Source organism: Nitriliruptor alkaliphilus DSM 45188 (assembly GCF_000969705.1).
Lineage (GTDB): Bacteria > Actinomycetota > Nitriliruptoria > Nitriliruptorales > Nitriliruptoraceae > Nitriliruptor > Nitriliruptor alkaliphilus.
Genome location: NZ_KQ033901.1, coordinates 4,103,521 through 4,125,422 on the forward strand (window position 1 = coordinate 4,103,521; position 21,902 = coordinate 4,125,422).

Annotated in this window: 18 protein-coding genes; 7 read left to right on the forward strand and 11 right to left on the reverse strand. The window is 73.8% G+C overall.

What is annotated here, in order from left to right; translation table 11 throughout:
• Nucleotides 1–13: 13 nt before the first annotated feature.
• Nucleotides 14–1,246 carry a DUF58 domain-containing protein gene (locus tag NITAL_RS18970; RefSeq protein WP_052667710.1) on the forward strand — a complete coding sequence of 411 codons (1,233 nt, stop codon included), beginning with the start codon at nucleotides 14–16 and terminating at the stop codon, nucleotides 1,244–1,246.
• Nucleotides 1,246–3,564 carry a transglutaminase TgpA family protein gene (locus tag NITAL_RS18975; RefSeq protein WP_052667711.1) on the forward strand — a complete coding sequence of 773 codons (2,319 nt, stop codon included), beginning with the start codon at nucleotides 1,246–1,248 and terminating at the stop codon, nucleotides 3,562–3,564. Before NITAL_RS18970 ends, NITAL_RS18975 begins: the two co-directional genes overlap by 1 nt.
• 19 nt (nucleotides 3,565–3,583) lie before the next feature.
• On the opposite strand, the gene NITAL_RS18980 is transcribed toward NITAL_RS18975, so the two are convergent.
• Together NITAL_RS18980 and NITAL_RS18985 are read right to left on the reverse strand one after the other, a co-directional pair.
• A complete protein-coding gene (locus NITAL_RS18980) occupies nucleotides 3,584–3,898 on the reverse strand; it encodes a DUF3040 domain-containing protein (protein WP_052667712.1) in 315 nt (104 codons plus the stop codon).
• 131 nt (nucleotides 3,899–4,029) lie between these two features.
• The gene (locus NITAL_RS18985) at nucleotides 4,030–4,830 is read right to left on the reverse strand and encodes an enoyl-CoA hydratase/isomerase family protein (RefSeq protein WP_052667713.1); all 801 of its coding nucleotides are present in this window, start codon (nucleotides 4,828–4,830) and stop codon (nucleotides 4,030–4,032) included.
• A gap of 142 nt (nucleotides 4,831–4,972) precedes the next feature.
• Between NITAL_RS18985 and NITAL_RS18990 the strand changes: the two genes are divergently transcribed.
• Nucleotides 4,973–5,701 carry a DUF3109 family protein gene (locus tag NITAL_RS18990; RefSeq protein WP_052667714.1) on the forward strand — a complete coding sequence of 243 codons (729 nt, stop codon included), beginning with the start codon at nucleotides 4,973–4,975 and terminating at the stop codon, nucleotides 5,699–5,701.
• Here the strand turns inward: NITAL_RS18990 and NITAL_RS18995 are convergent.
• Nucleotides 5,687–6,961 carry a DNA polymerase IV gene (locus NITAL_RS18995; protein ID WP_211262515.1) on the reverse strand — a complete coding sequence of 425 codons (1,275 nt, stop codon included), beginning with the start codon at nucleotides 6,959–6,961 and terminating at the stop codon, nucleotides 5,687–5,689. The genes NITAL_RS18990 and NITAL_RS18995 overlap by 15 nt on opposite strands.
• Before the next feature lie 145 nt (nucleotides 6,962–7,106).
• Between NITAL_RS18995 and NITAL_RS19000 the strand changes: the two genes are divergently transcribed.
• The 3 genes from NITAL_RS19000 to NITAL_RS19010 are packed head-to-tail and all read left to right on the forward strand — an operon-like array spanning nucleotide 7,107 to nucleotide 8,890.
• Nucleotides 7,107–7,856 (forward strand): VOC family protein, encoded by a 750-nt coding sequence (locus NITAL_RS19000; RefSeq protein ID WP_052667716.1) that lies wholly within the window; start codon nucleotides 7,107–7,109, stop codon nucleotides 7,854–7,856.
• Nucleotides 7,857–7,893: 37 nt separating this feature from the next.
• The gene (locus NITAL_RS19005; protein ID WP_052667717.1) at nucleotides 7,894–8,544 is read left to right on the forward strand and encodes an HAD family hydrolase; all 651 of its coding nucleotides are present in this window, start codon (nucleotides 7,894–7,896) and stop codon (nucleotides 8,542–8,544) included.
• A gap of 49 nt (nucleotides 8,545–8,593) precedes the next feature.
• The gene (locus NITAL_RS19010; RefSeq protein ID WP_052669813.1) at nucleotides 8,594–8,890 is read left to right on the forward strand and encodes a metallopeptidase family protein; all 297 of its coding nucleotides are present in this window, start codon (nucleotides 8,594–8,596) and stop codon (nucleotides 8,888–8,890) included.
• A gap of 561 nt (nucleotides 8,891–9,451) precedes the next feature.
• Here the strand turns inward: NITAL_RS19010 and NITAL_RS19015 are convergent.
• From NITAL_RS19015 to NITAL_RS19025, 3 genes are all read right to left on the reverse strand, one after another.
• A complete protein-coding gene (locus NITAL_RS19015; RefSeq protein WP_157041956.1) occupies nucleotides 9,452–9,676 on the reverse strand; it encodes a hypothetical protein in 225 nt (74 codons plus the stop codon).
• Between the two features lie 272 nt (nucleotides 9,677–9,948).
• Nucleotides 9,949–11,787, reverse strand: coding sequence for an alpha/beta hydrolase family protein (locus tag NITAL_RS19020; RefSeq protein ID WP_052667719.1), 1,839 nt, complete (start codon nucleotides 11,785–11,787; stop codon nucleotides 9,949–9,951).
• A gap of 38 nt (nucleotides 11,788–11,825) precedes the next feature.
• Entirely contained in the window at nucleotides 11,826–13,058 is a 1,233-nt protein-coding gene (locus NITAL_RS19025) for a DUF3089 domain-containing protein (RefSeq protein ID WP_052667720.1), read from the reverse strand.
• Nucleotides 13,059–13,233: 175 nt separating this feature from the next.
• Between NITAL_RS19025 and NITAL_RS19030 the strand changes: the two genes are divergently transcribed.
• A complete protein-coding gene (locus NITAL_RS19030) occupies nucleotides 13,234–13,944 on the forward strand; it encodes a GAF and ANTAR domain-containing protein (protein ID WP_052667721.1) in 711 nt (236 codons plus the stop codon).
• A gap of 273 nt (nucleotides 13,945–14,217) precedes the next feature.
• Here the strand turns inward: NITAL_RS19030 and NITAL_RS19035 are convergent, their stop codons facing one another.
• From NITAL_RS19035 to NITAL_RS19055, 5 genes are all read right to left on the reverse strand, one after another.
• Nucleotides 14,218–14,943 carry a GAF and ANTAR domain-containing protein gene (locus tag NITAL_RS19035; RefSeq protein ID WP_052667722.1) on the reverse strand — a complete coding sequence of 242 codons (726 nt, stop codon included), beginning with the start codon at nucleotides 14,941–14,943 and terminating at the stop codon, nucleotides 14,218–14,220.
• A 54-nt stretch (nucleotides 14,944–14,997) separates the two neighbouring features.
• Entirely contained in the window at nucleotides 14,998–18,906 is a 3,909-nt protein-coding gene (locus NITAL_RS19040; RefSeq protein WP_052667723.1) for a DNA polymerase III subunit alpha, read from the reverse strand.
• Nucleotides 18,907–19,213: 307 nt separating this feature from the next.
• The gene (locus NITAL_RS19045) at nucleotides 19,214–20,914 is read right to left on the reverse strand and encodes a glycosyltransferase (protein WP_052667724.1); all 1,701 of its coding nucleotides are present in this window, start codon (nucleotides 20,912–20,914) and stop codon (nucleotides 19,214–19,216) included.
• Nucleotides 20,911–21,090, reverse strand: a complete 180-nt coding sequence (locus NITAL_RS28180; protein WP_052667725.1) for a hypothetical protein — start codon at nucleotides 21,088–21,090, stop codon at nucleotides 20,911–20,913. The genes NITAL_RS19045 and NITAL_RS28180 overlap by 4 nt, the downstream gene beginning before the upstream one ends.
• Before the next feature lie 115 nt (nucleotides 21,091–21,205).
• Nucleotides 21,206–21,823 carry a DUF4864 domain-containing protein gene (locus NITAL_RS19055; RefSeq protein ID WP_157041957.1) on the reverse strand — a complete coding sequence of 206 codons (618 nt, stop codon included), beginning with the start codon at nucleotides 21,821–21,823 and terminating at the stop codon, nucleotides 21,206–21,208.
• Nucleotides 21,824–21,902 lie beyond the last annotated feature (79 nt).

A 21,902-nucleotide genomic window follows, 5' to 3' on the forward strand; every position in this document is an offset into this window, starting at 1 on the left:
TCGAGCTGACACGGTGCTGACCGAGCGTGGGAACGGCATGGCCGGCGCCGCCGGAGTCCTCTACCTCGCCTCCCGGGTCCTCGGCATCGCCGAGCTGCAGCTCGCCGCGGTGGCGGTGGTCGGCCTCCTCCTGGCCGCGGCGGTCTTCGTCTGGTCGACGTCCGCGACGCTCGAGACCTCGCGCCTCGTGCGTCCTGGCCGGATGTTCTTCGACGCCGAGGCGGCCGTCGAGGTCACCCTGCGCAACGTCGGCCGGCTGCCGACGGCCACGCTCGAGCTCCACGACGAGGTCCCCCTGGTGCTGTCGTCGGCCGGTCGGGTCACGGCACCCCCGCTGGCCCCCGGCGCGCGGACGGTGCTGACCACACCCCTGCGAGGCGGTCAGCGCGGACGCTTCACGCTCGGCCCGCTGCGGGTCCAGCTCCGCGACCCGTTCCGCCTCGTGGCGCGGACGCTGCGGCTGCCCGGCACGGTGCCGATCGTCGTGTACCCACCGATCTGGTCGCTGCCTCCGGGACTCCCGCTCGGGGGTGCGAGCATCGCTGGTGGCGACGGCGTCTCACGCCCCCTGGCGTCCGGTGAGGACCGTTCGACGGTGCGCGAGTACGTCCAGGGTGACGACCTGCGCAGCGTCCACTGGGCGTCGACGGCGCACCGGGGCAAGCTGATGGTCCGGCAGGCCGAGGCCCCCCAGGACCCCCGAGCGGTCGTCCTCCTCGACGTCGGCGTCGACCGTCACCACGGTCACGGTCCGGGCGCGTCGATCGAGACCGCCGTCAGCGTCGCCGCGTCCGCGGCCTTCCACCTCGCCGATCGTGGCCGCGGGGTGGTGCTGGTCGACAGCCCGCTGACCGCGGTGGCTCGAGCCCGCCCCGCCGAGGCCTGGCTGGAACACCTCGCCACGATCCAACCGGCACCCGTCGATCTCCGGGCGGTGCTCCAGCAGCTCGGACAGGGGCTGGCGGGCGACGGGGCGCTGGTGGCCGTCCTGCCCGTCCCCGACGCCACGACCCTCGAGCAGCTGGTCCGCGCCGGCCGCGCGTTCACCTCCCGGGTCGCGGTCCTGATCGACGCCGAGCTGCACGCCGGCCGTGGCAGCCGGTCCACGGGTGACGGCGAGGCCACCGCCGCCCGTCTCCAGACCGCCGGCTGGCGGGTGACGGTGATGGGTCCCGGGGACCGCCTCGATCAGCGGTGGCGTGAGGTCGTCGCCAGCCGTCCCGTGCGCGCGACGGTGGGTCGCTGATGCGCCGCGACGCCGTCCTCGCCACCGCGCTCGCGGTCGTCGTGCTCGGGGCCTCGCCCGCGTTCGCGCGGCTCTTCGTCGACGATGCCTGGCGGGGCCGGTACCTCGCCGCGGGGCTGCTCGCGATCGCGGTCGCCGCGCTCGTCCGCGAGGTGCGTGGTGGCGTCGTGGCCGCCGCGCTGTCCTCGGTCGGCGCGCTGGTGATGTTCACCTACGTGACCGCCCTGCCGCACGTCGGGCTGTTCCCCGGTGCCACGTCGTGGGGGTCGTTCGTCGACCTGCTCGCCGAGGCGTTCGACGGGCTGCGCGGCGAGACGGCACCGACCGTCTCGGCCGCACCCTTCGTCCTGCTCATCGCGACCGGGACGTGGCTCGTGGCGCACCTCGCCCACGAGATCACCGTCCGGTGGCGCCGGCCGGGCCTCGGGCTCGTCCCCCTCCTCGTGCTCTGGGCGGTCCCCCTCGCCTTCCCCGTCGAGGGCGAGGACGGCGGCACCTTCCTCCGGGCGCTGCCGTTCCTGGCCGCGGCCGGCCTGGTGCTGCTGCTCGGGACCGACCACGGCGACCAGGACGACCGCCCCCGCGCCAGCGTCTCCGGCTTGACCGTCGGGGCGGCCGCGCTCGCGCTCACCGCCGTCGCACCCCTGCTCCTGCCCGGGTACGGCGCCACCGCGTGGGTCGACCTCAGCGGGGGGAGCGACCCGCGCGGCTACCAGCCGATCGTGGACGTGTCCGAACGGCTGAAGCTGCCCACCGAACGCGACGTGCTGCGCATCCGCGCCAGCGAGCGCACCTACCTGCGCCTCGCCGGGCTCGACAGCTTCGACGGCGCCACCTGGCGGCTCGGGCCCGCCGGGGTCGGCAGCTACCAACCCGCCGAGTCGTCCCTCCACCGTGCCGATCGCGAGCTGCCCCCCGAGGAACGGGCCGATGCGACGGTCCGGACACGGGTCGAGGTCGAGGTCCTCGACCTGGCCAACATCTACGTCCCCGCCCCCTACCAACCGACCCGGGTCGAGGGGCCGCTCAACCGCGAGATGGTGTGGTCCACCGAGGGCGGGTTCCTGGCCACCTGGAACGTGACCGAGGACGGCGGGCTCGGCGGCGAGCCCCGCGTCGGCGTGTCCGAGGGGGTGACCTACGCGGTCGAGGCCGAGCGTCCCGCCCCGCTGCTCGAGGACCTCCGCGAGGTGTCCTACACCCCGCAGACGTTGGCCCGCTGGACCGAGCTGCCGAGCGAGTACGCGCGGCTGGCCGAGGCCGCCGAGGCCGTCTACGAGGCCGCCGGCGCCACGACCAACGCCGACCGTGCCCTGGCCCTCCAGGACTGGTTCACCTCCGGTGGCGGCTTCACCTACGACCTCGACGTGGACCCGTTGCGTGGCGCCGACGCCCTCGAGACCTTCGTCCTCGAGGACCGCATCGGCTACTGCGAGTACTTCGCCACCGCGATGGCGGTGATGCTGCGAGCCACCGACGTGCCCGCCCGGGTCGCGGTCGGCTTCCTGCCGGGCACGGTCACCGAGGCCGCGGACCCGGAGGCCGGCGACCCCCTGACCGAGTACACGGTCACGACCGCGGACGCGCACGCGTGGGTCGAGGTGCTCTTCCCGGACTACGGGTGGGTGACCTTCGAGCCCACGCCGCGCAGCGACCAGACCCAGCTGGTCCCGACGGCTGAGGACCTCGCACCCGTCGAGAACCTCCGCGAGCAGCGTGCCCGCGAGCTCCGGGAGCTGGCCGAGGAGACCGACCAGGTCGAGACGCCCGAGACCCCCGACCCGGTCCCGGCGCCCACGCCGGATGCTGCGACCGACGGCACGACCGGTGACGACCCCGACGCCGGTGCGGCCACGCCGGGGTGGTGGCCGTGGGTCGCAGGGCTCCTCCTGGCGCTCGGCGCGGCCCTGGCGGTGGCTGCCAGCCGCCGACGCGGGGCGCCGGTCGGATCGGCCCCGCGGGTCCGCGTGCTGGCGGCCCAGCGATCGCTGCTGGGCGCGGGCGCTCGCTACGGCGTGGGCCGTGCCGAGCACGAGACCACGCACGAGCTCCTGCACCGCTGGCACACCGAGGGACGGGTCTCGAGCGATGGCACCCGCTTCGCGACGCTCGCGACCGCCGCCGCGTTCGGGGGCGACATCGACGACGAGGTCGCCCACGAGGCGGAGCGGCTCGTGGCCGACCTCGAGGCGCAGCTGCGCGCGTCGGTGCCGACCGGGGACCGGGTCCTGTCCCCCGTCCGGGTGCCGCTCGAGGCCACGACGGCAGGCCTGCGACGTGCAGGGACCGCCGTCGCGTCCCGGCTACGGCGCCCGTAACCGGGTCAGAGCGACCGGGTCAGAGGGCGTCGTCCGGGGACCGGGTCCGGGATGGTGCCGTGGTCTCCGTCTCGCGGATGGCGGAGACGCCGAGGATGATGGCGGCGAAGATCATCGCCAGCCCCACGGCGGCGAAGGCGATCGAGACGACGAGGAGGACCACGGCCACGACGCCCAGGATCCCGAGACCGATGGCGAGGCGCAGTCGCAGCGTCCGCGACAGGGACGTCAGCGACGCGGGACGGCGCGAGCGGGCAGCGAAACGCGGGTCCTCGGCCTCGAGCTGACGCTCGATCTCCGCGAGGATGCGCTCCTCGTGCTCCGACAGGGGCATCGGGTGTCCTCGACTCGACGTCGATTGAGCGTACCGACGGGCCATGGGCGACGCACGCGGTCGTCCGACCGGGACCGCCTGGCGGTCGTCCGATCGACCCGGCGAGCGTGCTGCGCATCGCGCCCGTCCGGTCACCGACCGACGAACCGGGGATCGCGGCGCTCGAGGGACGCGGTGACGGCCTCCACGAAGTCCGGGCCGCCGAGGCAGGCGAGCTGTGCGTCGGCCTCGGCCCGCAGGGCCGCCGTACGGTCCCGCTCGAGGTTCTCGCGCAGCAGGCGCGGGCTCTGCCGCAGCGCCCCCGGGCCGGCGGCGAGCCGGCGCACGCGATCGTGGGCGTCGGCCACCGGGTCGTCGCCGTCGAGCAGCCACTCGGCCAGCCCGATCCGGACGGCCTCCTCGGCGTCGACCCGCCGGGCGGTGAGGACCAGCTCGGTCGCGCGACCGAGTCCGATCAGCCGCGGCAGGCGCCAGGTGCCCCCGAGGTCGGGGACCAGCCCCCACCGGGCTTCGAGGACCGACAGCTGCGCGTCCGGTGCGACGGCGCGCACGTGACAGGCGGCCGCGAGCTGGATGCCGCCCCCGAAGCAGTAGCTCTGGATGCAGGCCACGGTCGGCTTGTCGATCGTCTCGTACGCGGTGAAGGCGTCCTGCAGGCCCGCGATGAACCCGTGCCCGGTGATCGGCTCGCCATCATCATCGGTGGCGGCGTCGGCCTGGGCACCGAACACGCTGGTGTCGAGCCCCGAGCTGAAGACCCCACCACGGCCGCGGAGCAGCACCGCGCCGACTCGGTCGTCGCCCGCGGCTTCCTCGGCGCGGGCGCGCAGCTGGTCGAAGACGTCGAGGCTCATGGCGTTCTTGACCTCGGGACGCTCGATGGTGACGTGCGCCACCCCGTCGACGACCTCGTAGCTGACGACCTCGCTCACCTGCGGGACCTCCTCGCGTGCCCGGCGGCCACCGGACGGGGGCGCGACTGTAGGGCCCCGCACCCCCGCGACCGTGGCCGGAGGCGCCCTCGGCCACAGCGGTAGCCTGGCCGTCCCTGTCCGGACGACCTCGAGGCGCCACGTGCCATCCCGCGAGTGGGTCACCATCGACGACCCCGCCGACGACCACCGGCGCTACACCTTCGACATCTCGTTCCTGCTGTCGGGCTACCGCTGCATCTACGGCCAGGGCTGCGAGGGCATCCACCCGGGCGAGCAGGACCCCGCCATCGGCTGCTGTCTCCACGGGGCCTACCTCAACGACGACGACGAGGCGGCGTTCTACGACGAGGCCGTGCGCGAGCACCTCGACCCGACCACGATGCAGTACCACGCGACGGCGCTCGAGGACGGGATCTGGGAGACCGACGAGGACGGGGACGTCAAGACCCGGGTCGTCGACGGTGGGTGCCTGTTCGCCAACCGGACCGGGTGGCCGTCCGGGGAGGGGTGCTCGCTGCACCACCTCGCCGAACGCAAGGGTGAGCACTACGCCGACTGGAAGCCGACCGTCTGCTGGCAGGTCCCGCTGCACCGCACCATCGAGGAGTCGACGGCCAACGACGGCGAGACGCTCGAGACCCACCTGATCGCGGCCTACGAGCGGGGCCACTGGGGCGAGGGCGGCGCCGACTTCGGCTGGTGGTGCCTCGACGACGACACCGCGTTCGTCAGCGCCACGCCGGTCTACCGCTCCATGGAGACCGAGCTGCGTCGGATGGTCGGCGACGCCGTGTACGACGAGCTCGCCGAGCACCTCGACGGTCGGCGACGGCAGCGCAACACGGTCTCGTTCCTACCGGTCGTCTGAGTCGGCCGACGGTTCGGCCACGTCGCGGACCTGCCGCTTGGTCGCCCAAGGGCCGTCCTCGGTGTCGTCGTCGAGCAGCGCAGCGAAGCTGACCCCCACGTCGCCGAACCGGTCGGCGACCGCATCCGCGACACGGTCGACGTCCTCCCACCGGCGGTCGCCCCACGGCACCGAGCCGGGCGCCTCGTCGGGGGCGTCCAACGTCAGCTGCCGTGAGGCGTCACCGTCGGCGAGGTTCGAGACCCCGACGCCGAGCAGCCGGACGCGGACCCGCTCGAGCCGGAGGCCGTCGAGCAACCCGCGGGCGGCGATCAGCACGTCGTGGGTACGGTCGGTCGCCTCGGCCAGGGTGGTCGACCGGGTCACGGTCTCGAACGACGCGAAGCGCACCTTGAGCGTGACGGTCCGGCCGGCGACCTCGGCCTGTCGCAGGCGCCGGCCCACCTTCTCGGTCAGACGCAGCAGGTGGCGGTGCAGTTCGTCGGGGTCGTCGAGGTCGTGGTCGAAGGTGCGCTCGGCGGAGATCGACCGGGCCGGCTCGTGCGGGGTGACCGACCGGGGGTCCTCGCCGCGGGCGAGGGCGTGCAGGTGGGCACCGGTGGCCTCCCCGACGACCCGCTGGAGGGTCCGCCGATCGGTGTCGGCGAGCTGCCCGACGGTCCGGAACCCGTAGGTGGTCAGCCGCTCGACGGTCTTCGGGCCGGCGCCGAACAGATCGCTGATCGGCAGCGGCCGGAGGCGGTCGGTGACCTCCTCGGCCGGCCAGTGCAGCAACCCGTCGGGCTTCGCGCGCGCCGACAGCAGCTTCGCGATCGACTTGGTGGGTCCGACCCCGACCGAGATGGGCAGGTCGAGCTCCTCCCGGACGCGGCGGCGGATGCCGTGCCCGATGGTCACCGGGTCGCCGAACAGCCGGACCGCACCACGCACGTCGAGGAACGCCTCGTCGAGGCTGAGCGGCTCGACCACCGGTGTGACGTCGCGCAGGATGGCCATCACGTCGCGCGACGCGTCGCGGTAGGCCTCGAACCGGTGCGGTGCGATGACCAGGTCCGGGCAGCGCCGCCGGGCCTGCACCATCGGCATGGCGCTGCGGATGCCGAACCGCCGCGCCTCGTAGCTCGCCGCTGCGACGACGCCGCGCCCACCGGCGCCCCCGACCACGACCGGCAGGCCCCGCAGCGACGGATCGTCGCGTTGCTCGACCGACGCGAAGAAGGCGTCCATGTCGACGTGGAGGATGGTCTCACGCACCTCCACGGCGACCTCCGAACGGTGGGCGAACGTGCGTTCGCCAGCGTACCGCCGTGGCGGCCCGCCACCGAGGAACGCCGCCCGGCCGCCACGGCGTCGCGACAAGCGCCGGTTGGACGGCGCATGTGAACGCTCCCTAACGTGCTCATCCGTGCGCACCCGTGCTCACCTCCCGCCCGACGGACCTCTGGAGCTCCTCGTGCCCATCGCCGCCCGCCCGGACCACGTCGCCGTCGCGGTCCCCGACATGGACGCGGCCGCCGCCCGGTGGCAGGGAGCGCTCGGCGGTGTGTGGCTCAGCCCCCGCTACAGCGGCGGCGGGTTCGGCACCCGGCAGCTGCGCTTCGCCAACACCGGCAAGCTCGAACTGCTCGAACCCGACGAGGCCGAGGGCTTCGCGGCCGGGTTCGTGGCACGGTTCGGCGCCCGGATCCACCACCTGACGCTCAAGGTGCCCGACCTGCTCGAGGCCGTCGCGACCCTGGAGGCCGCGGGCTACGACACCGTCGACGTCTCGACCGCCCAGGAGGAGTGGCACGAAGCCTTCCTGCGTCCGTCCCAGGTCGGCGGGATGATCGTCCAGATCGCCCGCCCGCAGCACGACGACGAGGGGTGGGCCCGGCGCGCCGGTGTCCAGCTGCCGCCGGTCGACCCGGAGGCTCCTGCCCTCCTCGGCCCGACCCTGACCCACCCCGACCTCGACGCGGCGCGCCGGCTGTGGTCGACCCTCGGGGCCGAGCTGACCGACGATGGTGACGGGTTCGTCGCCCGGTGGGGCGACGCCCCGATCGACGTCCGCGTGGTCCCCGGTCCGTCGGCCGGTCCGATCGGCCTGCGCTTCGACCCCGACCCTGGCCTGCCGGCCGACGACGTCGCCGGCCCCGAGACCCTCCCCCGCTGACCGGCTGAGCAGCGGCCACGCGGTACCGTCCGCGCCCATGCGACACGTGGTCTGGGACTGGAACGGCACCCTCTTCGACGACCAGCACCTGGTCCTCGAGGGGCTCCACGCTGTCCTCGCGGAGGCCGGTCTCCCCGCGATCGACCTCGCCACCTACCAGCGGCTCTACACCCGCCCGGTGAAGGTGTTCTACGAGCGCCTCTTCGGGCGGCCTATCCCTGCGGACGAGTGGGCCCACCTCGACGAGCGGTACCACGATGGCTACCGCGCAGCGCTGCACCGGGCGGGGCTGGCCGCCGACGCCGAGCGCGCCCTCGACCTGGTCGCCGAGGCCGACAGCTCGCAGTCCCTGCTGTCGATGTGGCGCCACCACGAGCTCGTCCCGCTCGTCGGTCAGCTCGGGATCGAGGACCGGTTCGTGCGCATCGACGGCCTGCAGGGACCCGGCGGCGGCAACAAGGCGCCCCACCTCGAGGCGCACCTGACCGCCGTGACGCACCTCACGGGCGACGACCCGTCGCAGGTGCTGGTCATCGGCGACGCCCTCGACGACGCGGCGGCGGCCGCTCACGTCGGCGCGCGGTGCGTGCTGTTCGACGGTGGCTCCCACCCACGAGCTGAGCTCGAGACCGCGGGCGTCCCCGTCGCCTCGTCGCTGGTGGAAGCCCTCGACCGGGCCTACGGCTGACGTGGACCCCGTCCCCCTCCCCCGGTTCGAGCAGCTCGTCGGCGACGCCATGGACGCCATCCCCGACGAGCTGTTCGCCTCGTTCGACAACATCGCCGTGCTGGTCCAGGACCGCCACGAGGAGGAGCCCGACCTCCTCGGCCTCTACGAGGGGGTCCCGCTCACCGAGCGTGACGAGTGGGGCGGGGGCCTGCCCGACGTGATCCGCATCTTCCGCCTCGCTCTCTGCGACGTCTGCGAGGACGAGCAGGAACTGGTCGACGAGGTCTACATCACCGTGGTCCACGAGTTCGCCCACCACCTCGGCATCGACGACGACCGCCTCCACGAGCTCGGCTGGGCCTGATCGACCCGGACGCAGTCACCCTGACTGCATCCGTGCGTTCGGGGTCATGGGTTCCTGGCGTCCGCCGGGCGAGGCGCCTCCCATACGACCGCAGCGCGGCGGTCACGTCCATCCTGACGCCGCGCTGCAGCGCTCCGCGGAGGCGGACTCCCCGGCAGTTCCTGGCTCCTGGCGGCCAGGAACTGTCCCGGGCACGGGATGTCTCGCGCGCGTCGGCGACGGTTGCTGGCGCCCAGCAGCCAGGAACTGGCACGCGACGCCCGGAGCCGCCAGGGTGCGCCGGTCACGGATGGGGTGGCGACGTGCGCGGCGGTGCGTCATCGCCAGGCCCGGTTCCAGAATCTGGGCTGGAGGAGCCCAGGTTCTCGCAGGTCGGAGCGCGTCGTGCGTGCCGCCGTGACCGTTCTCTGGGCCGGAGCCCAGTTCTCGGTCGCAACGCCCGAAGATGCCGACGACGTCGACGTCGTGGTGCTGCAGGGAGAGGCCAGCAGTCAGGTAGGTCGGCTCGGGAAGGCTCGCTGACCTCGGGTACGGATGAGCGGATCCTGCCCACGTCCTCGGTCACCGGGTGAGCACGGGAACCAGTTGGTAGATGGCACCGACCACGGAGACTGCGAGGGCGGCGACGAAGGTCGCGTGGGCCAGCCACCGCTTCAACGGCTCGACCTGTTCGTTGAAACCATCGAAGTCCCAGAAGCGCAAGAGGGCCCAGACGGAGTCCTCTACGGCGATCATCACAGCGCCGATCGCCACGAACAACAGGCCGTACTCGACCACCGGATTCACTGGTGGCGCTACCTCCGGCGTGACTCACGTCCGAGCGGCGAAGCGTACGCGCCTCGTCCTACCGGCTCCGGACCGTCGCCGCCCACCATGTCTACAACGCCCGCACCAGCATGTCCGGCGCCCTTGCGACCGGCAGCCCACGCTCGGTCGCCACGCCGAAGTGGAGCGGATGGGCGGGGTCGGGACGGCACCGATGCGCTCCACCTCGGGCAGCTCGTAGCGACGGCGGCGGCTGCAGCCAGGGCACGACGCCTGCGAGCTCGACAGGTGGGTCAGGGTTCCTGGCGTCCGCCGAGGTGCTTGGCGAGGAAGGACTCCGTCGCCGCGTAGAAGCGCATCTTGTTCTCTGGCTTGACGAAGCCGTGGCCCTCGTCCTCGAACAGCAGGTACTCGTGGTCGATGCCCTGCTCGGTCAGGGCGGCCACGAACTGCTCGGACTCGGCCTGCTTGACCCGCGGGTCGTTGGCGCCCTGGGCGATCAAGAGGGGTCTGGCGACCTGGTCGGCCTTCGACAGCGGTGAGCGCTCCCAGAGGAACGCCTCCTCGGTCTCGGGGTTGCCGACCCGGTTGTGGAACTGGGCGATCATCGGGGCCCAGTACGGCGGCACCGACTCGATGAGGGTCTTGAGGTTGGAGGGGCCGACGAGGTCGACGGCGCACGCGAACCGATCGGGGGTGAAGGTCACCCCGGCGAGCGCCGCGTAGCCGCCGTACGAACCGCCGTAGATCGCCACCAGATCGGGGTCGGCGTGCCCCTGCTCGACCGCCCAGTCGACGGTGTCGAGCAGGTCGGTGTGCATCGCCTCGCCCCACTGCCGGTCACCGGCGTTGAGGAAGTCCTTGCCGTACCCGGTGGAGCCGCGGAAGTTGACCTGGAGGACGAGGTAGCCGCGGTTCGCGAGCCACTGCACCTCGGGGTGGTAGCCCCAGGTGTCACGCGCCCACGGTCCACCGTGGACCAGCAGGACCGTCGGCAGGCCGCGCGGTTCGGCGCCGTGGGGCGCGGTCAGGTAGCCGTGCAGCTCGAGCCCGTCGCGCGCCGTCAGCGAGAACGGCTCCATGCGGGCGAGATCGTAGCCGCCGAGGGCCGGCCGGTCCTCGAACAGGAAGGTCAGCTCGCGGGCCCGACGGTCGTAGAGGTGGTAGCGGGCCGGACCGTCGTCACGCCGGTAGCCGACGACCCAGGTGGTGTCGGCGTGGTCCTCGCCGAGGACGGCCACCTCGCCGTGTTCGGCGTCGGCGAGGAAGGCGAGGTCGGCCTGCACCGCCTCGTCCAGCGGCTCGTGGTGGACGCGTTCACGCAGGAAGCTGACCCACTCGACCTCGAGGGTGTCGGGGTGCAACCGGACGTCGGCCACGTCGTAGCGCGGATCGGCCGCGATCACGTCCTGGTCGCCCTTGGCGAGGTCGATCCGCACGAGCTCGCTGGCGTTGGCGCCGACCGAGCTGATGCACAGCAGGTTGCCGCCGTCACGGTCGAACGCGATCGGTCCCGTCCCGAGGGCATCCTCGTGGCCGACCTCGAGGAGGGTGCGCCACGGGTCGTCCTCGCCGTCGCGGACCATGATCGACATGCCGCCGTCCTCGGTGGGCGCGAGGCCGGCACGGACCCGCAGCTGCGTGTCGACGACGAACCCCACGAAACCCGGGTTCTCGAGCACCTTGGTCAGCTCGCCGGTCGGCAGGTGCAGGCGGTAGACGTCGTGCAGCTCGGGGCGGTCGCGGTTCAGGCCGACGAGCACGTCGTCGGGGAACCGCTTGTCGAGCGCCACGACCCGGGCCTGCACGTCGTCGAACGGGGTCAGGTCGCGGTCGCCGCCACCTTCGAGGTCGACGGCGTGCAGCCGCCAGTTCTCGTCCCCGCCGGCGTCCTGCACGTAGAGCAGGTGGCGGCCGTCGTGGGCCCACGCGACGGTGTGGATCCCGCGGTCGCGGTCGGCGGTGACCACCCGCGCGTCCGACAGGTCGGCGCCACCGACCCAGACGTTGAGCACGCCGTCGTCCGGTGCGAGCCAGGCGAGGCGACGGCCGTCCGGCGACAGCGAGGGTTGATCGCGCTCGGGGTTGCCGAACAGGATCTCGCGGGGCACGAGCGGGACGTCGGCGGACAAGCGGGCACCTCTGGACGGTCGGGGCGGGACCGTGGAGGCTAGGACGCGGCGGCGACCTGGGCACGGACCAGCTCGACCAGGTCGCCCAGGGCGAGGTTGACGTCCCCGACGTGCAGCCCCCAGGCCGGACCGAGGTCGGCGCCGGTTCCGACGCGTTCGAGACCGAGCGCCGGGTCGACGTCGACCTGCAGCCAGCTGGCGCTCCCCTCGGTCCGGCACTCCCCCGTGACCGCCCCCTCGGCCGTGACGAAGGGGGTGTCGAACCCCTCGACGGTCGCGGTCGGCAGGTACGGGGTCAGCGGCGCCGAGCCACCGGCCGGCGCACCGGGGTGCACGCACAGGACCTCGACGCCGTGACCACCGCGCCCGAAGAACGCGAAGCGCGGCGGGACCTCCGCGAAGCTGTTGTAGGCCACCACGCAGCCGGTCTGGTCGGTGGCACGGCAGGCGGGGACGGTCTGGAACGACCCGCCGACGTCCTCGCCGACCGGGACCTCGACCTGACCCCCGATCAGCAGGGCGCTGATCAACCGCGGCCGGAGCTGCGGATCGCCCTCGATGCGCTCGGCCAGCAGCCGGGTCAACTCGTGGGCCCCCTGCGAGTGGCCGATGAGCACGAACGGTCGGTCCCCGGAGGTCGCCACGTGATCGTTCCATGCCGACAGCACGTCCCCGAACGCGAGGTCGCGAGCCGCGGGGTCGGAGAACCCGCCCGTCGCGAGGCCGTGGAGGGTCACCTGGCGGTAGACGGGGGCCACCACGCGACACCCCTCGCCGAAGCGCGCAGCCTGGGCCCGGGCGACCTCGCGCTCGGCGTCGCTGATCTCCAGCGGGGCGTTGCGCGTCGCCGCCTGCGACACGGTCGGGTAGACGTAGAAGCAGTCGACCGGAGGATCCTCGGCCGGGACGAACGGCTCGACGCGCCGCGTGCCGTCCGTGGCGACGACCGTCGCGGCGAGGTCACCGAGGCAGGCATCGACCGCGGCGTCCGGACCGCACAGCCACAGGGTCTCCTGGGTGACCTCGCGGCTGGCGGTGACCTCGGCGGCGGGGACGTCCTCCTCGAGGGGTGCCGGCGGGTCGTCAGCGCCATCCTGCTCGGCCCCGTCCGCCCCGTCCGCCCGGTCCGCCCGCGACACCTCGCGCCGGTCGGATGCGGGGTCGGCCTCGTCCGGGGCAGCCCCCGTCATCCCGAGGGCAACGACCGCGCCAGCGACGATGAGCGTCCCCACGACCGCGGCCCCGCCGGTCAGCACGTGCCACCTCGCCATGTGCCCTCCGGGCGGACAGCCGCGTGGGTCGCGACCGGACGGCGGCAGGGTGCCCCACGTGACCCGCAGCGCGCGCTTCCGGCTGGGTCTCAGCCCACCTGTAGGCTGGTGGAGAACGTGGCACGAGGTGGAAGATCCCGCCGCCGGCGCTGGTTCGTCCACCGGTGGATGCTCCGTGAGTGTCTCGTCCCCTGACCCCGTCGTGGCTCACGACGGTCTGCGGCGATTCGCCGGAGCGCTGCGTGACCTCGCCTCGACCCAGTACGTCGACGAGACCCTGCAGTTGGCCGTGGACCTCGCCACCGAGCTGGTCTCCGGCTGCGACGTCGCGGACGTGATGTTCCTCGGGGCCGGCGGGACCACGACACCCGTCTCGACCGATCCGGTGGCGATCGCGCTGGACGAGGCGCAGGGCGAGCACGACGAGGGACCGTGCATCGCCGCGGCCCGCAACGAGCCCGTGGTGGTCAGCCACGACCTGGCTGCGGACGAGCGGTGGCCGAGCTTCGGTCCGCGAGCGGTGGCCATGGGGGTCAACAGCGCGGCGTCCTACCAGCTGTTCCTGCACCGACACGAGCGTGACCGTCTCGGCGCGCTCAACCTGTACAGCCGGCAGCCGGACGCCTTCGACGCGGACGCCGTCGTGCTCGGCGAGGTGTTCGCCGCCCAGTGCTCGGCAGCGCTCGCGGCGGCCATCGCCAAGGAGGGCGCGGCGGCTGCGCTCGAGTCCCGCGACCGGATCGGGCAGGCCAAGGGCATCCTGATGGAGCGCGAGCGCATCAGCGCCACCGAGGCGTTCGACGAGCTCCGGCGGACCTCGCAGGAGCTGAACATCAAACTGCGCGACGTTGCCGAGCACGTCGCCCGGACGGGGGCGCTGCCCTAGACCGCCCGGACGGGGGCGCTGCCCTAGACCGCCCGGACGGGGGCGCTGCCCCAGACCGCCCGGACGGGGGCGCTGCCCCAGACCGCCCGGACGGGGGCGCTGCCCTAGACCGCCCGGACGGGGCTGCGGTCGGTGCCATCGTCTGTCACACTCGTTCATGGCGCGTCACGCCCGTTCAATCCCAGCAGCGGCGTGACTCGGTGGGTGCCCGCCAGTCAGGTGCCTCCGCAGGTCCCGATCGGTGCACCGATGCGGGGCCTGCGCCGAGGGCGGCTACGTCCCGCGGCGCTGCTTGCGCGTCGGTTCGAGGACGGGGATCTCGCCGGTCCGCGCGATCTGGTCTGCGACATCGCGTAGGGGCCTGTTCTGGCGTTCGGACAGCGCGCGGAGCCGATCGAACGCCTGCTGCGGGCTGGCGCCCTCGCGGTTCATGATGACGCCCTTGGCCTGCCCGATGCGGTCGCGGGACTCGAGCGCTGCCTCCAGGCCCGCCTCGGTGATGGCGGCACGCAGCGCGACGGCGGCGTGGGAGGCGAACACCTCGCCGAGCAGCAGATCGTGGTGGCCGAACGCGTGCGCTGTCGAGGCGTGGAAGTTCAGCGCCCCCATCGTGTCGCCCTCGAGGAACAGCCGGAAGCTCGCCATGGAGCGGATCCCGAGCGCCAGCGCCTGTTCGCGGAACCGGGGCCAGCGGTCCTCCTGCTCGAGGTCGTCGATCACGATCGTGCGCTGGGTGTCCATCGAGGTCAGGCACGGGCCCTCGCCGGTGTCGTACTGCGCCCGATCGCTGTCGCGTGCGACCGTAGTCGAGTAGGCGGGCGTCGCGAGCCGTCCGCCTCGCTGGACCAGCATCACGCTCACACCGTCGCAACGTTCGAGGTGCTGCGCGCCGAGGTCCGCCACCCGCTGGAGGACCTCGTCGAGACCGGCGGCTCCCGCCAGGCTGCGCGCGATCTCGGCGACACGCTCGAGGCTGACCTCATCGCCCGTCGTGGTCACCGTCCCCTCCCACCTCGACCGCGAGGCTAACGGTCGCCGCCCGCACCTGGGTGCTCACCGCGATCCACGGCCGAACTCGGACGCTTCGAGACCCCGCGGCTTGCTGACGGTCCGCTCGTGCGGCGCGGGGGTCCCGCGCTCCTCCAGCGCCGCGTCCAGCCACCCCTCCTGCCAGGCGCGCCACAGCCGCGACAGATCCCACGCCCGCGTCCCCGTGACGGTGGCACCGAGCCGTCCGCGTCGTGACACGCGCCCTTCGGCGACCAGCAGCCAGGCATGCAGGACGGTCCAGGCACAGTCGTCGAGGCTGCGCTCGAAGTAGGTGGTCTGGGTCTGGCCCGTCCGGTCGTCGAGGGACAGGAACAACACCCGCTGCCCCGACCGCTGCGCCGGGGACTGCACCGCGACCTTCACCCCGGCCACCCGGACGGTGCCCTGGGTCGGTGCGCGTGGCAGGTCGCAGGCCCGGGTCACCCCGAGCAGATCCAGCAGCGGCTCGTAGAAGCTCAGCACGTGGCGGGACACGTCCATCCCGGTGGCCGCGAGCTCGGCCCGGACCCGGGCCGCCTCGACGTCGTCGGGGAGCTCGGGGGTGTGGTCGGCGTGCAGGTCGAACGCGGCCTGCTCGGCCGGACCGGTAGCGCCCAGTGGTGGGACCCGCCCGCCCCGCCCGCCCCGCCCGGCCTGGCCGCCCCGGCCGCCGCGGCGATCGCGCCACAGCTCCTCGACCGCCAGTCGGCACGCCCCACGCGACGCGGGGCCACCCCGCCGTCCGAGGCCGGCGACCTGGTCGAACGCGCCGACCTCGACCAGCGCTTCGGCGACCGGACGGCTGAGCCCACCGCGTGCCCGAACGTCCTCGAGGGAGGTGAACGGTCGGCCGACCAGGAGCGCATCGACCTCGGCGTCGGTGATGTTGCGCACATCCTGCAGCCCGACCCGGATGGCGTGGCGGTACCCGCCACCCGCCTTACCGGCGTCGTACCCGGAGGGTGGAACCGGGCCCGCCGCGGTGACGACCGCACCACCTCCGACGGCGGTCGACGGGTGACCCCACCGCCACCCGGGCGGCAGGTGGGGCCTCGGGTCCTCGCCGCGCTGCGCCGCCCGGACCGCAGCGGTGAGCCCGAGGAGGTGGTCGGCCATCCCCCGGTCCACCACCTCGACGGTGTACGGCGCGTGGGAGCGGTTCACGTCCGGGGGGAGCACCGCCACGCCGAACAGCCGGGCCTCCTCCAGGATCATCCGGCGGGGGTACATCCCGGGGTCGTGGGTCAGGAGGCCCGCGAGGAACTCGGGCAGCACGTGGGCCTTGAGGAACGCCGACCGGACCGTCGGGACGGCGAACGCCGCGGCGTGGGCCTTGCAGAACCCGAAGGAGGCGAACGAGGCGAGCTGGTCCCAGATCCGTTCGGCCGCGTCGTCCGGCACCCCCCTGTCGCGGGCCCGCGACAGGAACCACCCGCGGATGGCGGGGCGCTTGGTCTCGTCCCCGAGCTGGCGTCGCAGCAGGTCGGCGTAGGCCAGGTCGCAGCCGGTGAGGGCCGACAGGACCCCCATGACCTGCTCGTGGTAGACGATCACGCCGTAGGTCTCGTCGAGCACCGGGCCGAGGGCCGGGTGGACGTGGGCGAAGGTCTCCTCGCCGTGCCGTCGGGCCACGTACGGCGTGACCATGTCGGCCTTCACCGGCCCGGGACGGAACAGCGAGATCTCGGTGACCAGGTCCCCGAACCGGTCGGGTTGCAACCGTCCGAGCAGCTCGCGTTGGCCCGGCGACTCGATCTGGAACACCCCCACCGAGTGGGTGGAGCGGATCAGCTCGTAGGTCGCCGGGTCGGTGTCGGGGATGACACCGACCGCGAGGCAGCCGCTGTCGTCACGTCCCGGCAGCGTCGGGTCGGGGACCCGTGACGCGGTCCATCCGGGCAGGTGCACCTCGGTGCCGTCCCCAGCGGATCCTCCGCTCCCCGAGCCCGGGAGGACGACGGTGCGCTCACCGCCGGTGCCGTTGACGAGGTCGAGGCAGTGGCGCATCGCCGACAGCATCCGCACCCCGAGCACGTCGAGCTTGAGCAGCCCGAGCGCCGCGACGTCGTCCTTGTCGAACTGGCTCACCGCGAACCCGTTGGCCGATCGCTCGAGCGGCGTGCGGCGGGTCAGCGTGTCGTCGGCCAGCAGGATCCCGCACGGGTGCAGCGCGAGGTGGCGTGGGAAGCCGTCGATGCGTTCCACGAGGTCGAACAGCAGGTCGAGCTGTCCCGCGTCGAACCGGCTGCCACGCAGCTCGGGCAGCGTGTCGACGGCCCGTCGCACGTCGCGGGCCCGGGACCGGTTGAACGCCTTGGCGATCGCGTCGAGCTCCATCGCCGGCATCCCGAGCGCCTTGCCGACCTCGCGGATCGCCGACCGCGCCTGGAAGGTCTCGAGCATGGCGACGCAGGCGGTGCGGTGCTCGCCGAAGCGAGCCATCACCAGGTCGTAGACGTCCTCGCGCCGGTGGGACTCGACGTCCACGTCGATGTCCGGCAGCTCGTCGCGGTAGGGGTTCATGAAGCGTTCGAACGCCAGGCCGTTGGCGATCGGGTCCACGTCGCTGATGCGCAGCGCGAAGCACACCAGGCTCCCCGCGGCCGAACCCCGGCAGGCGGCCAGCACGCCGAGCTCGCGGACGTCGGCGATGACGTCGGCGACGGCGAGGAACAGGTCGTGCAGCCCGAGGCGGTCCACCATCGCCAGCTCGCGTTCGAGCCGTTCGCGGACCTGCGGGGTGATCCGTGGGTAGCGGTCGGCGACCCCGGACCAGCAGCGACGGTGGAGCTCACCCGCCGCGGCCTCGGGCGACATCCCGGTCAGCCGTGGGACCTGCAGCCCGCCGATCCCGAGGTCGACCTCGCACGAGATCGCGAGCTCGTGCGCCGCCACGAGCAGGTCGGGACGCTCGTGGAAGCGGGCGTGCATCTGCGCGGGTGTGGTCAACCACGCCTCGGCGGTGGACCGGCCGAGGTGTCGGCGACCGAGCGGGACCTGTTGGCGCACGCACGCCAGGACGTCGGCGACCATCACGTCCTCGGGGGTGAGGTAGCGCACGTCGTTGACGGCGACCGCCCGGACCCCGACCCGTTCGGCCAGCGTGAGCGTCCGACGGATGCGCACGTCGTCGCCGGGCTCGACCACCCCACCGGGACCGGGACGGGTCCCCGGGCCGACGTGGTGGTGGCGGACCGCCAGGCGCACCCCCTCCCGGCCGAACACGTCGAGCCAGCGGCCGAGCTCGACCTCGGCGGCATCCATCCGGTCGGTGGCGAGCAGCCGTCCGACGGGCGCGTCCGGACCGAGGAGGGCCACCACACCTCCGGAGGTGGCGCCCGCGAGCGCCTCGGCGGCCAGGTGCGGGTCGCTGCGGGCGTGGCCGTGGGCGGCCGTCACGAGGCCGCACACGTCCGCGTACCCGTCCGCGTCACGGGCGAGGAAGCGCACCCGCGGGGCGTCGTCCTCGAGCCACCCCGGCCCGCGACCGGGTCGGCTCGCCCGTGGATCGCGGCCGGTCCGGTTCGGCGCTGGTCGGTCACGCCCCCCGCGCGTGACCGACCAGCCCGGCCGATCGAGGTCCGGGGCGAGGGCGAGGTCGGCGCCGTACACCGGCGTCACCCCCTCCGCGGCCGCGGCCTGGGCGAAGCGCACCGCGCCGTACAGCCCGTCGCGGTCGGTCAACGCCACGTGGGTCATCCCGGCGGCTGCCGCGGCCGCCGCGAGTTCGCGTGGCCGGATCGCGCCGTCCCGCATCGAGAAGGAGGACCGCACCGCGAGGTGGGCGAACGGCGGCGTGGCCGGGCCGGCCGGACGGGCCCGTTCGGCGCGGTGCAGCGCCTCCGCGGCCTCAGCCGCGCGCCGCACCTCGACCGCCCGCTCCTCGACCCCCTCGGCGTGCTCCTGTGGCGACCACCTGCGTGAGCTGGCCACCTCGTCACCTCCTTCACCTCGCCGGTACCGAACGTATGTTCGATGTGGCCGCCACGGTAGGGCCGACGTGCGACCGACGGCCAACCGCCGGGCGTCCCCCGCCCCGCCGGTCACGTTCCCGCCGCGCCCGGAGCGAGGTGGGCGCCCGCGACCTGAGCCAGGCAGCGCAGCGGGTGGGGGTCGCCGCAGCGGGGGCTCGCAGGACGAGCGGAGCGAGCCCTGCGGCGCGAGCGAGTCCGGAGGGCGAGCGCCCCCCGCGGAGGCGAGACCTGCCCGCGGAGCGGAGGCGAGCACGCCGCGCCGACGCCTACCGGCGACGCGGGGACGCGGGGACGCGGAGCTCGTCGACCCGACGCTGACCCACGATCTCCCACTGGCGGCGGCGGGAACGGCGCCGGAGGTCGGACCGGCGTGGCCGGCCGGTCGGGATGTGCGCTGCGAACAGCGGTGCGGCGCCACCAGCGACGTGCGGGCGCCCCACCGGTGAGGCCTCGGAGGGGCCCGTGCGCGGGAACGCCGCACCGGGCGGTAGGACCGTCGGCGCGGGGGTGCTGCGAGGCGCACCGGGCGGTGGGACCGTCGGCGGCGGGGACGGGGTCCCCGGCGCGCGGTGGGCCCGGGGCGCCACCGTGACCGGCTGTGCCGGGGTCGCCCCGGTGACCGGCCGGGCCGGTGTCCGCGCAGCGGCCGGCGCCGAGCGCCTCGCCGGCTGTCCGGCGGTGAACAGGATCGCGCTGGCGAGCGTGGCGACCGTGACCTCGACCTCGGCTCGGGTCCCCCACCGGGTGACGTCCCGGACCCGGATCAGCGCCCAGAACCGGACGGGCACGAGCACGATGAGGTTGAACAGCACCGCCGCCCCGACGGCGAGGTAGGTCGCCAGCTGCCGGCCCGGGGTGTCCCCCGGCAGGCTCACGACCAGCAGCCGAGCTGCCTGCAGGTAGCCCAGGACGACCGAGGTGGCCAGGTAGACACCGAGGAAGAGGAGGCTCGCCGTCGGCACGAGGATGGCCAACGCACCCAGCATGAGCGCGAAGGCCAGGACGCTGGTCAGGTGGTAGACGGTGATCCAGAACGGCAGACCGCGGGCGGTCATGTTCGTCAGGACCCACAGGCTGTTGACCCAGAACGAGCGGCTCCAGCGCACGCGTTGGCGGAGGAGGTGAGAGAGCTGCTCGGGGACGGCCGTCTCGGCGACGGCGGTGTGCTGGAGGACGACCCGACCCCGCTGCAGGCACAGCTGGGTGAGCATCCGGTCGTCACCGGTGTGCACCGGCCGTCCCGCGAACGTCTGTCCGAGGTACTCCTCGAGCACCTCGCGTACCACCTCGGCCCGGTAGAAGGCCAGACCGCCGGAGGTGACCAGGATCGAGCCGCGCAGGCTCGACAGCGACGCGCGGCCGACGAGGAAGGAAGCGAGGTACTCCGCGTCCTGGATGCGGGTCAGCAGGTTCCGGGCACGGTTGAGCGGCCGGACCACGCCCGCGACCGCGGTGACGTCCGGCGACGCGAAGCGGCGCAGGCCCTCAGCGATGGCGTGCCGGTCGAAGATCGTGTCGCTGTCGGAGGTCACGAAGACCTCGGCGAGGTAGTCGCGGCCGAACGCCTCCGCCTGGATGGCGCGCTTGCCGCGGTTCTCCTCGCAGCGCAGGACGTGGATCGGGAACGGTGCCACGAAGGCGGCAGCGAGCTCGATCGCAGCGGTGTCGTGGGAACCGTCGTCGACCAGCCAGACCCGCGAGGGCAGCCGCGACTGCTCCGTCAGCGACACCAGGCAGCGCCGCAGCAGCTCGGGGTCCTCGTTGAAGACCGGCAGGACCACCGCGACGTCCGCGATCGGTGCCGTCCCGGACCCCGGCCGGTCGCGCCAGGCGAGCGCGATGCGCAGGCAGAACAGGCCGAAGAAGACCAGCGCCACGGCGCCAGCGGTCCGGCTCAGCAGGAACGCCCGGTAGCCGAGGACCGACCAGACCGCAGCGGCGGCGGCGACTGGTAGGAGGCGTCTCACCCCCGGCGCTTGGCCCGTGCACGCACGCGGGCGGTGCCGGCGAGCACCAGCACACCCGCCAGGCAGAGCCCCCAGGCGAGGATCAGGAACTGGCTGTAGCCGATACCGGTGGTGGCCAGGACCGCAGCGCCAGCCGCGGTCCCTGCCCCGGCGATGCCGAGCACGTCGTCGTACACGGTGGATCTCCTGGGTGTCGAGCGCCACGGGGCGGCGCGATCACCGTGTCCATCGGACCGCTGCGACCTGACCTTGACGGGCCGATGGGCCGTCCATCCGGCCGCGGAAGGGGGGTCAGACGGTCGTGGTATCCGGGGCGTCGACCTCGAGGGGGACGGGGACGGCGCCGGCGATCGCCCACCCGTCCTCGTCGACCAGCAGGTAGACCATCCCGGCCGTGTCCCCGTCGGTCGCCACGACCTCGACGCGGACCTCGGCCGCGCCACCGCCGCGCGTCACGCACGCCTCGGAGCGGTGCTCGGCGGCGTCCGCCGCGACCGGATAGCCCTCCTCGATCACCGCCGCGAAGGTCTCCGGGTCCATCCCCGCCCGGAACTCGTCCGAGGCGAAGCCGAGGGCTGCCTCCCAGTCGTCGGCCGCGAACGCCGCCAGCTGGCCCGCGATGACCGCGTCCATCGCGGCGAGATCGTCCGGGTCACAGGCCGTCGGGGGTGCCAGCGCCCGGTCCTCGGGGGAACCCGGCGAGCCCGGGACGTCCGGTTCGGGAGCCGGGATGTCGGGGATCTCGGGCACGTCGGCGAACGGGTCACCGGCCAGCGGATCGTCACCTTCCGCCTCCTCGGCCCCGGCCGGGCCGGGGAGACCGTCACCGTCCTCCGGGGTCAGGTCCGGTGGGCTGCACGCCACGAGGAGGAGGCCGACGGCGACCCCGGCGGTGATCGGCGTGCGCACCTCGGCCACCTCCTCATCGGGGTCGGGGCGGGCATCAGGTTCCCCTGGTTCGGTGATCTGCGCCCCCTGGACGCCCGCC

Excerpts from the sequence above, each read along its gene's own strand:
- NITAL_RS18975 (WP_052667711.1), top strand. The coding sequence starts at position 1,246 with ATGCGCCGCGACGCCGTCCTCGCCACCGCGCTCGCGGTCGTCGTGCTC.
- NITAL_RS18980 (WP_052667712.1), bottom strand. The coding sequence starts at position 3,898 with ATGCCCCTGTCGGAGCACGAGGAGCGCATCCTCGCGGAGATCGAGCGT.
- NITAL_RS19005 (WP_052667717.1), top strand. The coding sequence starts at position 7,894 with ATGCGACACGTGGTCTGGGACTGGAACGGCACCCTCTTCGACGACCAG.
- NITAL_RS19010 (WP_052669813.1), top strand. The coding sequence starts at position 8,594 with ATGGACGCCATCCCCGACGAGCTGTTCGCCTCGTTCGACAACATCGCC.
- NITAL_RS19025 (WP_052667720.1), bottom strand. The coding sequence starts at position 13,058 with ATGGCGAGGTGGCACGTGCTGACCGGCGGGGCCGCGGTCGTGGGGACG.